Source organism: Flavobacterium odoriferum (assembly GCF_025499515.1).
Lineage (GTDB): Bacteria > Bacteroidota > Bacteroidia > Flavobacteriales > Flavobacteriaceae > Flavobacterium > Flavobacterium odoriferum.
In genome coordinates this window covers 132,686-145,294 of sequence record NZ_JAMKFA010000008.1, presented here as the reverse complement: position 1 = coordinate 145,294, position 12,609 = coordinate 132,686, and the positions used below count along the sequence as shown (strand labels likewise).

The window sequence follows — 12,609 nt, the reverse complement described above, 5'->3', positions numbered from 1 at the left end:
CAATTGGACAATATCTTAACATACTGAGATAAATAAATTTAAAGAAAGTTTCTCTGCGCCCGAAGGCGCAGATTTATACATAAGCTAACGGGTTATTAGTACTACTCGACTATGACATTACTGCCTTTACATCTATAGCCTATCAACGTGGTCATCTTCCACGACCCTTAAAAGAAATCTCATCTTGTGGTGGGTTTCGCGCTTATATGCTTTCAGCGCTTATCCCTTCCCAACGTAGCTACTCTGCAGTGCTCCTGGCGGAACAACAGATACACCAGCGGTTAGTCCAATTCGGTCCTCTCGTACTAGAATCAGATCCACTCAAATTTCTAACGCCCACAGTAGATAGAGACCGAACTGTCTCACGACGTTCTGAACCCAGCTCGCGTGCCACTTTAATGGGCGAACAGCCCAACCCTTGGGACCTTCTCCAGCCCCAGGATGTGACGAGCCGACATCGAGGTGCCAAACCCCCCCGTCGATATGAGCTCTTGGGGGAGATCAGCCTGTTATCCCCGGCGTACCTTTTATCCTTTGAGCGATGGCCCTTCCATGCGGAACCACCGGATCACTATGCTCTACTTTCGTACCTGATCGACCTGTATGTCTCTCAGTCAAGCTCCCTTATGCCATTGCACTCTACGCACGGTTACCAAGCGTGCTGAGGGAACCTTTAGAAGCCTCCGTTACTCTTTTGGAGGCGACCACCCCAGTCAAACTACCCACCAAACAATGTCCCCCGCATTACGGGGTTAGGCCTCAGACAAGCAAAGGGTGGTATTTCAACAATGACTCCACAACGCCTAGCGACGCCACTTCACAGTCTCCCACCTATCCTACACATCACGTGTCCAAGGTCAATATTAAGCTATAGTAAAGGTGCACAGGGTCTTTTCGTCCCACTGCGGGTAAGCGGCATCTTCACCGCTACTACAATTTCACCGAGCTCATGGCTGAGACAGTATCCAGATCGTTACACCATTCGTGCAGGTCGGAACTTACCCGACAAGGAATTTCGCTACCTTAGGACCGTTATAGTTACGGCCGCCGTTTACTTGGGCTTCATTTCAATGCTTCTCCGAAGATAACATCTCCACTTAACCTTCAAGCACCGGGCAGGTGTCAGGCCCTATACTTCATCTTACGATTTTGCAGAGCCCTGTGTTTTTGATAAACAGTCGCCTGGATCTTTTCACTGCGGCCCCGATTGCTCGGGGCGACCTTTCTCCCGAAGTTACAGGTCTATTTTGCCTAATTCCTTAGCCATGAATCTCTCGAGCACCTTAGGATTCTCTCCTCAACTACCTGTGTCGGTTTACGGTACTGGTACTTATAATCTAAGTTTAGAAGATTTTCTTGGCAGCCTTTAGGTACACTATCACTTTGTCCGAAGACTCCGTGTACTATCGCATTTCACCAGTCCCAGCGGATTTGCCTACCGGGCCTATAGCTAAGTGCTTTAACGAACTATTCCGTCAGTTCGCGGTACTTTCACCACTGCGTCTCTCCATCACAATTATAAGTAGTACGGGAATATTAACCCGTTAGCCATCGACTGTCCCTTTCGGGTTCGCCTTAGGACCAGACTAACCCACAGCTGATTAGCATAGCTGTGGAAACCTTAGTTTTTCGGTGTGCGGGTTTCTCGCCCGCATTATCGTTACTTATGCCTACATTTTCTTTTCTAAACAGTCCAGAATGACTCACATCACTCCTTCGACCCAGTTTAGAATGCTCCCCTACCACTTGTATTACTACAAATCCATAGCTTCGGTAATATGCTTATGCCCGATTATTATCCATGCTCGTCCGCTCGACTAGTGAGCTGTTACGCACTCTTTAAATGAATGGCTGCTTCCAAGCCAACATCCTAGCTGTCTGGGCAGACAAACCTCGTTATTTCAACTTAGCATATATTTGGGGACCTTAGCTGATGGTCTGGGTTCTTTCCCTCTCGGACATGGACCTTAGCACCCATGCCCTCACTGCTGGTAAACATTATATAGCATTCGGAGTTTGTCAGGAATTGGTAGGCGGTGAAGCCCCCGCATCCAATCAGTAGCTCTACCTCTATATAACTTATACCCAGCGCTGCACCTAAATGCATTTCGGGGAGTACGAGCTATTTCCGAGTTTGATTGGCCTTTCACCCCTACCCACAGGTCATCCGAAGACTTTTCAACGTCAACCGGTTCGGACCTCCACTATGTGTTACCACAGCTTCATCCTGCCCATGGGTAGATCACACGGTTTCGCGTCTACCATTACTGACTAAAGCGCCCTATTCAGACTCGCTTTCGCTACGGATCCATACCATAAGTACTTATCCTTGCCAGCAACGGTAACTCGTAGGCTCATTATGCAAAAGGCACGCCGTCACCCCACGAAAGGGCTCCGACCGCTTGTAAGCGTATGGTTTCAGGATCTATTTCACTCCGTTATTCACGGTTCTTTTCACCTTTCCCTCACGGTACTGGTTCACTATCGGTCTCTCAGGAGTATTTAGCCTTAGCGGATGGTCCCGCCAAATTCACACAGGGTTTCACGTGCCCCGCGCTACTCAGGATACCACTATCTATATCTTCTCTTACCCATACAGGACTATCACCATCTTTGGTTTACCTTTCCAGGTAATTCCGGTTCAATCCGCATAGAATGTCGTGGTCCTACAACCCCAAAATTGCCGTAACAACTCTGGTTTGGGCTAATCCGCGTTCGCTCGCCACTACTTACGGAATCACTTTTGTTTTCTTCTCCTCCGCCTACTTAGATGTTTCAGTTCAGCGGGTTTGCCCCCTATCGGGTAATGCATCTTCAATGCATTGGGTTGCCCCATTCGGATATCTACGGATCAATTCGTGTGTGCCAATCCCCGTAGCTTTTCGCAGCTTATCACGTCCTTCTTCGCCTCTGAGAGCCTAGGCATCCCCCATACGCCCTTATTTTGCTTATGTGCCGCCTAATTCTATATAATAAAACTAGGACTTTCTTTATAAATGTATATTACTACACATCTATTGTACTTTCTACTTTTTAAATATTTTTATCTCAATATGTCAATGAACTTGTGGCGCATCGCCACTGATAATAATTATCAGCTTTGAAATTAGCCGTTGTGGAGAATATCGGAGTCGAACCGATGACCTCCTGCGTGCAAGGCAGGCGCTCTAGCCAGCTGAGCTAATCCCCCAATTTGAATTCAGAATTTAGAATTCAGAATTATGAATTGCGAATTCTCAACTTCTAGAATTTCCTTTAAGTAAAACATAGTAGTCCCGCCCAGACTCGAACTGGGGACCCCTACATTATCAGTGTAGTACTCTAACCAGCTGAGCTACGAGACTCTGTTTTTACTTATTTGTATTATTTGAATTAACAGCGAGAGTAATATTTATCGTATCTAAAAGATAGTTTCTTGTTTCTTCTCTAGAAAGGAGGTGTTCCAGCCGCACCTTCCGGTACGGCTACCTTGTTACGACTTAGCCCTAGTTACCAGTTTTACCCTAGGCAGCTCCTTGCGGTCACCGACTTCAGGCACCCCCAGCTTCCATGGCTTGACGGGCGGTGTGTACAAGGCCCGGGAACGTATTCACCGGATCATGGCTGATATCCGATTACTAGCGATTCCAGCTTCACGGAGTCGAGTTGCAGACTCCGATCCGAACTGAGAACGGTTTTATAGATTCGCTCCTACTCACGTAGTGGCTGCTCTCTGTACCGTCCATTGTAGCACGTGTGTGGCCCAAGGCGTAAGGGCCGTGATGATTTGACGTCATCCCCACCTTCCTCACAGTTTACACTGGCAGTCTTGTTAGAGTTCCCGACATGACTCGCTGGCAACTAACAACAGGGGTTGCGCTCGTTATAGGACTTAACCTGACACCTCACGGCACGAGCTGACGACAACCATGCAGCACCTTGTAAATTGTCCGAAGAAAAAACTGTTTCCAGTCCTGTCAATCTACATTTAAGCCTTGGTAAGGTTCCTCGCGTATCATCGAATTAAACCACATGCTCCACCGCTTGTGCGGGCCCCCGTCAATTCCTTTGAGTTTCACACTTGCGTGCGTACTCCCCAGGTGGGATACTTATCACTTTCGCTTAGCCACTCAGATTGCTCCGAACAGCTAGTATCCATCGTTTACGGCGTGGACTACCAGGGTATCTAATCCTGTTCGCTCCCCACGCTTTCGTCCATCAGCGTCAATCGTTTGTTAGTAACCTGCCTTCGCAATTGGTATTCCATGTAATATCTAAGCATTTCACCGCTACACTACATATTCTAGTTACTTCACAAAAATTCAAGTCTTACAGTATCAATGGCAGTTCCATCGTTGAGCGATGGGCTTTCACCACTGACTTATAAGACCGCCTACGGACCCTTTAAACCCAATGATTCCGGATAACGCTTGGATCCTCCGTATTACCGCGGCTGCTGGCACGGAGTTAGCCGATCCTTATTCCTACAGTACCGTCAAGTCCCTACACGTAGGGAGGTTTCTTCCTGTATAAAAGCAGTTTACAATCCATAGGACCGTCTTCCTGCACGCGGCATGGCTGGTTCAGGCTTGCGCCCATTGACCAATATTCCTCACTGCTGCCTCCCGTAGGAGTCTGGTCCGTGTCTCAGTACCAGTGTGGGGGATCTCCCTCTCAGGACCCCTACCCATCATTGTCTTGGTAAGCCGTTACCTTACCAACTAACTAATGGGACGCATGCTCATCTTATACCGTTGGAACTTTAGTTATAAAACCATGCGATTCTATAACACTATGGGGCATTAATCCAAATTTCTCTGGGCTATTCCCCTGTATAAGGTAGATTGCATACGCGTTACGCACCCGTGCGCCGGTCTCAAACACCGAAGTGCTCTACCCCTCGACTTGCATGTGTTAGGCCTGCCGCTAGCGTTCATCCTGAGCCAGGATCAAACTCTTCATCGTATATTGTTTGTTAGATAAATCTAACTTATGTTTCGATTCAAGTCGCTAGTCTTTTCAATAATATTCGAAAAATCTTACTCTCTCTTAATTTTCAAACCTGCATTGCTGCAAATTTGTGCTGTCAATTCAATATGTCTATGAACGTGTCATTCTTTTTTTAATCGCCTCTCATTCGATTAGCGGGTGCAAAAGTACAACTCTTTTTTAATCTGGCAAGCTTTTTTGAAAAAAATTTTTGTTTATTTTTTCACGACCACTTTGCCAATATTTTTAAGAACTTGTACGCCCCAATTCTTTCGTTTCGGGTCGGCAAAGATACTACCTTTACTTTTTATTATCCAAATCTTTTTTCAACTTTTTTTAAAGTTTTTTTGATTTGTTTAATCTTACAGTTTGTGTGTGAACTTCTGCTCTAATGCGGGTGCAAAAGTAGAAATCTTTTTTGTTCCCACAAGGCTTTTATAATCTTTTTTTGATGTTTTTTTGTGTGTTTTTCTTAACTCTCTGGTAACAAGGATTTAATATACGAAAGTTTTTTTAGGGGTTAACCGCAAGGTGCGCAAAGCAAGCGCGAAGGTCGCGAAGGGAATTGTTAAACATATAAGTCATATAAGCATTTTGATACTTATATATAATGGTGAAAAGTTCATAGAAGGGGCTGGATGGGTTTCAGGTTTCAAGTTGTGGGCTTAACTGCGTTAAGCGGTAGCCTGCTGCGCAGGAGATTCCTATTCTGCGGAATGACAAGTTCAAATTCAAGGGCAAAGTGTTGCTCGCTTTGCGAGCCAGTGGGATAGTTATCTGAAATACTAAACCTCTTGTATAGCCCCGATGGGAGCGGCATCCTTTTATAAACCAGTCAGGTTTATAAAAGATATAGCGGACAGCGGGACCAAGAGTCTTTATGGAATGTAAAATATCTGCTTCTAAAAATTAATCGAAACGTATTGCTTTTACTGGTGAAATTTTGGTAATAATGTAGGACGGAATCAATAATACAAATAAACAAACAATCACAGTTCCAATATTTAATAGTGCGATGTGAAGTAAATTGATACTTACTGGTGCTTCATTTACATAGTAGTTTTCGGGATTGAGTTGGATTACGCCGAAAAATTTTTGAATTAACAATAAAGAAATAGCGATTAGATTTCCCCAAAATAATCCGCGGGCGATTAAATAGAAAGCGTTGTAAAGGAAAATTTTTCTGACATTCCAATTGTTGGCACCCATGGCTTTTAGGATTCCGATCATTTGGGTGCGTTCTAGAATTAAAACTAATAGTGCAACTACCATATTAATAGTAGCTACTACAATCATTACAATTAGAATAACCAAGATATTGAAATCGAACAATTTTAGCCATTCGAAAATACTGTAATACTTTTCTTCGATGGTGATACTATTATAAGTAGGCGGAATTTCTTTGTAGACTTCCTCTCCTTTTTCTTTGATTTTTGAGAAATCGTCTACGAAAACTTCGAATGCACCGACTTCTGTTGATTGCCATTTATTAATAAGTTGAACGTGGCGAATATCACCTATTATATAAGTAGCATCGAATTCTTGAAAACCTGAGTTGAAAATTCCAGTGATTAGGAAGTTTCTTTTGTTCGGTAGTTTTCCGTTTTCTTTCATAAAGAAAGTTATAAACTTATCGCCTACTTTTAAATGAAGACGTTTGGCTAAGTATTCCGAAATCAAAACTTCGGTATTTAATTCGGATTTTAGATTTGGAATTTTACCATCGACTAAATATTCTTCCAAATTGGTGAAATTATAATCTTTTCCTACACCTTTATATATGATGCCTTCGAAAGCTTTTTCTGTACGAATGATTCCGGCTTTACTTGCTACGGCTTGCACATGGCTGATGCCTTCTACATTTTTAAATTTGGGATAAAAACTTTGATTAATAGAAATGGGTTCGGTAGTAACTTGCGATTGATTATCATCGAAATTAGAAATAATAATGTGCCCGTTGAAAGCCGAAACTTTCTCGCGAATTTTATCTTGAAGTCCAACACCCGTAGCTACCGCCATAATCATCATAATAATTCCGATGGCAATTGCCGTAATCGCAATTTTTATAATTGGCGAAGAAATACTACTTTTATAACTTTTAGCAGCAATTAGTCTTTTGGCTATGAAATATTCTAAATTCAAGGTTTTTATGACATCTAAATTATTTTTCAAAAGTACATTATTATTTTTTTCTTTACTAATCGTTTCGTGTGGAAGTAGTAAAAAGGCTATTCCGCAACTAAAACCGAGTACTGACAATGTAACTTTGACTTCCACTTCAACAGATGTCACTTTTAAAACAGGTGCCGAAAACTTTGAAAGTTATTTGCCTTTATTGAAAGACAAACGCGTTGGAATTGTCACAAATCAAACGGGAATTCTTTCGAAAGAGAAACATTTGGTTGATTTCTTAATTGAACAAAACATCAATCTTCAGAAAATTTATGCTCCTGAACACGGTTTTAGAGGAACAGCTGATGCTGGCGAATTAATTGTAGATGGAAAAGATACGAAAACAAATTTGCCGATTATTTCCCTTTACGGAAACAACAAAAAGCCAAAACCAGAGCAATTGGAAGGAATTGATATCTTGGTTTTTGATTTACAAGATGTGGGCGCGCGATTTTACACTTATATATCTTCGTTACATTATGTGATGGAAGCTTGTGCTGAAAACAATATTCCACTTTTAGTTTTAGACCGACCAAATCCAAATGGAACTATTGTTGATGGTCCAATTTTAGAGAAGGACCATAAGAGTTTTGTTGGGATGCATGAAATTCCAGTTTTGCATGGGATGACGATTGGCGAATATGCAAAAATGATTAATGGCGAAAAATGGTTAAAAGATAGTTTGCAATGTGACTTAAAAGTAGCACCTTGTTTGAACTATTCGCATGACATGAAATATAGCTTACCTGTGAAACCTTCTCCAAACTTACCTAACGATCAATCGATTAATTTGTATGCGAGTTTGTGCTTTTTTGAAGGCACGAATGTAAGCTTAGGTCGTGGTACTGAAAAGCAATTCCAAATTTACGGTTCGCCTTTTTTACCTGAAAGCGAATTTGATTTTAGCTTTACTCCGAAACCCAATTTTGGAGCAAAAGACCCAGTTCATAATGGAAAATTATGCTTTGGAGAAGATTTAACCGAAATTAGGAAAGTGCACCGATTAGAATTAAAATGGTTATTGAAAGCTTACGAAAATACCGCAGACAAAACTGTTTTCTTCAACGATTTCTTCACCAAATTAGCCGGAACCAAAAAACTACGCGAACAAATTGAAGCCGGAATGACCGAAAAAGAAATTAGAAAAACGTGGCAAGAAGGTTTGGAGCAGTTTAAGGAAGTGAGAAAGAAATATTTGATTTACGAGTGATGATGGAAGCTGGGTGATGGAAGTTGGAAGTTAAAAAACGTGAATTTCACGAATTATCACCAATAAACTTTGAGATTCCTAACGGAATGACAAGATTGCGATAAAAACTGAACACTTTCAACTGAACACTGACCACTCATTAAAGAGGCAACTTCTCCTTCATTTTCTCCACAATATTATAAGCCGCTGGACAAATCGCAACATTTTTTAAAGTTAAATCAGAGATTTGTTGAAATTTCTTTCTGTCGGTATGTGGGAATTCTCGGCAAGCTTTTGGGCGGACATCGTAGATAAAACATTTGTTGTCGCTGTCTAAAAATGTACACGGAACACTTTTTAATACATAATCGTTATCTTCATCTATGCGAAGATATTGGTCGATAAACTGCTGTGGTTTTTGACGGAAACTTTTCGAAATTCGTTCAATATCGGCCGACGTAAATAACGGCCCAGTTGTTCTGCAACAATTGGCACACTCTAAACAATCCGTTTTTTTGAATTCGGCATCGTGTAAATCTTGCATTACATAATCCAAATTCTTGGGTGTTTTCTTTTTTAACTTGTCAAAATACTTTTTGGTTTCGTTATGCGTATCTTTGGCAAGTTTTCCGAGTTCGTTTAAATTTGGCTTTAGCATGAATTAATTTGTTTCAAGTTTCAGGTTTCAAGTTAAGTCACTTTATGTTTTTTATATACGAAAACTGATTGAAGGCAAAGTTAAGAACTTGAAACTAAAAAAACTTGAAACTTTAAACAAAATAACCTGAAACTAAAAAAACCTGAAACTTTAAACAAAAAAAATGAAAGACCTTTTCGGAAAAGCCATTTTAGACTACCAAACCAATAATTCTCCTGAAGATTTAATCACCGAAACTTCTATTTCAGAAGCCGATGAAATGAGCGTTGCCTATTTGTTTCGTGATTTTAAAGACATGCCAAAACTGGAACAAAAAGCATTGCAATTAGCGAAAGGAAAAGTGTTAGACGTAGGTTGTGGAGCAGGAAGTCACGCTTTGTATTTGCAGGAAAAAGGTTTCGATGTTACCGCAATTGATATTTCGGAAAATGCAATTAAAGCTTGTGAATTGAGAGGCTTGAAAAACTGTAAAGTTTCGGATGTTTTGAATTTAGAGACTTCAGAGAAATTCGACACTATTATTCTTTTGATGAACGGAACTGGAATTTTTGGTAAAATGAATCAGATTTCGAAGTTTTTGCAAAAATTGAAATCGCTATTAAACGAAGGTGGACAAATTTTAATTGATAGTTCCGACTTAATTTATATGTACGATCAAGACGAAGATGGTGCTTACGAAGTTCCTGCGAATGGTTATTATGGAGAATTAACTTTTACGATTCATTATAAAGGAGAAACGGAAAATACTTTTGATTGGTTATATTTGGATTACAATACACTACAAAACGGAGCAATTGCCAATGGATTGGAATGTGAACTTATTTTAGAAGGTGAACATTTTGATTATTTGGCAAAGCTTTCAAAAATATAATTTAAAGTTTTTGTTACACAAAGTACCTCGAAGTTTTTGCACAAAGTTTCACAAATAAAATATTTCTTCTTTGCGACTTAGCGAGCAAAAATTATGGAATATTCAAATATTTATGAGTCTGTAACGAAACTCTCCATTTTGGATTATTCATTACATATTCTACAATTAAAGGTGTCATTTCTTCTTTTTTGCTCCATTCGGGTTGTAAAAACAAAATCGCGTTTGGATTTACTTTAGCGGCTTGTTCTTCGGCAAAAATGAAATCATGTTTGTTATAGATGATAACTTTTAATTCGTTAGCAATATCGTAAGCACTTTGTACAGGTAATTTGTTTTTCTTTGGCGACAAACAAAACCAATCCCAAGTTCCCGAAACTTCATACGCTCCAGAAGTTTCAATATGTACTTTTAAATTTTGTGCTTTTAATTTTGAAGTCAATAAAGTCATATCCCAAGTCAAAGGTTCTCCTCCTGTTACCACAACTGTGTCGGCATATTTTTTGGCATTGGCAACAATCACATCGGTATTCGTTGGTGGATGCAATTCTGCATTCCAACTTTCTTTTACATCGCACCAGTGACAACCTACATCGCAACCGCCAATTCGAATAAAATAAGCTGCCGTTCCAGTATGATAACCTTCACCTTGAATCGTGTAAAACTCCTCCATTAAAGGCAACATTTCGCCTTTTTCAACCGCTAACTGTGTTTCTTTTTGTAACATCTTAAAACTAAAATAGTCGGCAAAGATACGACTTGGAAGTTAGAATTTAGAAATAAGAAGTTAGAAATTAATTTTCCACTTGAAGTTGTTCTTGAAATTTCGTCCGATTTTACTACATTTGAAATTCAAAATACATCAAAATGAGCAAGACAGAAGATTTTATCAAACATATAACGGAAGGATATACTTGTAAAGGAGAATTCATCACATTAGGTGGAGGGATTTTAGATGGCGAAGCGGTTCCAAATACACACGTAAACATTCCATTAAAAACTTTAAACCGTCACGGATTAATTGCTGGAGCAACCGGAACCGGAAAAACCAAAACCATTCAAGTATTATCAGAACAATTATCGCAAAACGGAATTCCGGTTTTGATGATGGATATAAAAGGAGATTTTTCAGGAATTGCAATGCCTGGCGAAGAAAAATCGTTTATTACAGAACGACATGCTAAAATTTCAATTCCATACGAAACAAAAGCTTTTCCTGTGGAATTAATGACAATTTCAGAACAAAATGGTGTTCGATTACGTGCTACGGTTTCTGAATTTGGACCGGTTTTATTCTCTCGAATTTTAGATTTGAATGATACACAATCTGGCGTAGTTTCTATCATTTTTAAATATTGTGATGATAATAGTCTGCCATTATTGGATTTAAAAGATTTCAAAAAAGTACTGAATTACGCAACCGAAGAAGGAAAAGCCGAATTTGAAGCCGAATACGGAAGAATTTCAACAAGTACGACTGGTTCGATTTTGAGAAAAATCATCGAATTAGAACAACAAGGTGCGGAATTATTTTTTGGAGAAAAATCATTCGATATTCAAGATTTAATGCGAGTTGACGAAAACGGAAATGGTTATGTAAACATCATGCGTTTAACCGATATTCAAGACAAACCAAAATTATTCTCAACTTTCATGTTGAGTTTGTTAGCCGAAATTTACAACACCATGCCCGAACAAGGCGATGCTGGACGACCAGAATTAGTGATTTTTATTGACGAAGCGCATTTGATTTTTGACGAAGCAAGTAAGGCGTTATTAAATCAAATTGAAACGATTGTGAAATTGATTCGTTCTAAAGGAATTGGAGTTTATTTCATTACGCAAAATCCGATGGATGTTCCAACAGGCGTTTTGGCACAATTGGGTTTAAAAATTCAGCATGCGTTGAGAGCTTTCACGGCGAATGATAGAAAAGCGATTAAAATGACAGCTGAAAATTATCCTGATACCGATTTTTATGAAACCGATGAAGTGTTAACTTCGTTAGGAATTGGAGAAGCTTTTGTAACCGCATTAAGCGAAAAAGGAACACCAACTCCATTAGTGGCTACGATGATGCGAGCTCCAATGAGTAGAATGGATGTTTTAACTGAAAGTGAAATTGAAGCGAGTATTGCAAAATCGAAATTAGCTAAGAAATATAACGAAGTAGTAGATAGAGATAGCGCTTACGAAATGCTAAACAAAAAAATTGCCGAAGCGCAAGAAGTCGCAGCCGAACAAGAAGTTGAAAAACCAACCCGAAGAACAAAAGAAGAACCTAGCACGGCTGAAGTAGTTGGGAAATCGATTACTAAAGTAGTTACAAGCGCTAGCTTTATTAGAGGTGCTTTTGGTCTATTAATGAAGATGTTTAAGAAATAATGAAAGGATTTATTACAATTGGATTACTTATCCTTTCCAATGTTTTCATGACGTTGGCGTGGTATGGTCATCTAAAATTTAAAGAATTAAAATGGTTCGAAAACGCCGGATTAATAACCGTTGTATTAATCAGTTGGGGATTGGCTTTGTTTGAATATTTCTTTCAAGTTCCTGCGAATAAAATTGGTTACCAAGGCAATGGTGGACCATTTTCTCTGATGCAATTAAAAGTGATTCAAGAAGTCATAACTTTAGTAATCTTTGTGATTTTCTCGATGGTTTTCTTTAAGAACGAAACTTTCAAATGGAATCACGCAGTGGGATTTTGTTTTTTAGTATTGGCGGTTTATTTTATTTTTAAGAAGTAAC

General features: G+C 39.7%; 7 protein-coding genes, 2 tRNA genes and 2 rRNA genes. 4 read left to right on the top strand and 7 right to left on the bottom strand.

All coding sequences use genetic code 11. The features are described from left to right. Positions 1–75: 75 nt before the first annotated feature. The 5 genes from M9Q43_RS07835 to M9Q43_RS07815 all read right to left on the bottom strand — a co-directional run bounded on the left by M9Q43_RS07835 (position 76) and on the right by M9Q43_RS07815 (position 7,110). A 23S ribosomal RNA gene (locus tag M9Q43_RS07835) occupies positions 76–2,954 on the bottom strand. A gap of 162 nt (positions 2,955–3,116) precedes the next feature. Further along, a tRNA-Ala gene (locus M9Q43_RS07830) sits at positions 3,117–3,190 on the bottom strand. A gap of 80 nt (positions 3,191–3,270) precedes the next feature. Beyond that, positions 3,271–3,344: transfer RNA gene (locus M9Q43_RS07825), tRNA-Ile, on the bottom strand. An 86-nt stretch (positions 3,345–3,430) separates the two neighbouring features. Next, a 16S ribosomal RNA gene (locus tag M9Q43_RS07820) occupies positions 3,431–4,944 on the bottom strand. The 16S and 23S rRNA genes sit together here with 2 tRNA genes alongside, the layout of an rRNA operon. A 933-nt stretch (positions 4,945–5,877) precedes the next feature. Further along, positions 5,878–7,110, bottom strand: coding sequence for an ABC transporter permease (locus M9Q43_RS07815; protein ID WP_262318385.1), 1,233 nt, complete (start codon positions 7,108–7,110; stop codon positions 5,878–5,880). A 7-nt stretch (positions 7,111–7,117) separates the two neighbouring features. Between M9Q43_RS07815 and M9Q43_RS07810 the strand changes: the two genes are divergently transcribed. After that, complete coding sequence (locus tag M9Q43_RS07810) at positions 7,118–8,350, top strand: exo-beta-N-acetylmuramidase NamZ family protein (protein WP_262318381.1); 1,233 nt, start codon at positions 7,118–7,120, stop codon at positions 8,348–8,350. 139 nt (positions 8,351–8,489) lie between these two features. On the opposite strand, the gene M9Q43_RS07805 is transcribed toward M9Q43_RS07810, so the two are convergent. Beyond that, positions 8,490–8,987 (bottom strand): YkgJ family cysteine cluster protein, encoded by a 498-nt coding sequence (locus M9Q43_RS07805; protein ID WP_262318380.1) that lies wholly within the window; start codon positions 8,985–8,987, stop codon positions 8,490–8,492. 163 nt (positions 8,988–9,150) lie between these two features. On the opposite strand from M9Q43_RS07805, the gene M9Q43_RS07800 reads away from it, so the two are divergent. Continuing rightward, the gene (locus M9Q43_RS07800; RefSeq protein ID WP_262318379.1) at positions 9,151–9,858 is read left to right on the top strand and encodes a class I SAM-dependent methyltransferase; all 708 of its coding nucleotides are present in this window, start codon (positions 9,151–9,153) and stop codon (positions 9,856–9,858) included. 91 nt (positions 9,859–9,949) lie between these two features. Here M9Q43_RS07800 and M9Q43_RS07795 read toward each other — a convergent pair whose 3' ends face one another. Then, a complete protein-coding gene (locus M9Q43_RS07795; protein WP_262318378.1) occupies positions 9,950–10,582 on the bottom strand; it encodes a 7-carboxy-7-deazaguanine synthase QueE in 633 nt (210 codons plus the stop codon). Positions 10,583–10,722: 140 nt separating this feature from the next. Between M9Q43_RS07795 and M9Q43_RS07790 the strand changes: the two genes are divergently transcribed. Both M9Q43_RS07790 and M9Q43_RS07785 read left to right on the top strand, forming a co-directional pair. Next, positions 10,723–12,240 (top strand): DUF853 domain-containing protein, encoded by a 1,518-nt coding sequence (locus tag M9Q43_RS07790; protein ID WP_262318377.1) that lies wholly within the window; start codon positions 10,723–10,725, stop codon positions 12,238–12,240. Next, positions 12,240–12,608 carry a DMT family protein gene (locus M9Q43_RS07785; RefSeq protein WP_262318376.1) on the top strand — a complete coding sequence of 123 codons (369 nt, stop codon included), beginning with the start codon at positions 12,240–12,242 and terminating at the stop codon, positions 12,606–12,608. Before M9Q43_RS07790 ends, M9Q43_RS07785 begins: the two co-directional genes overlap by 1 nt. Position 12,609: the final 1 nt, after the last annotated feature.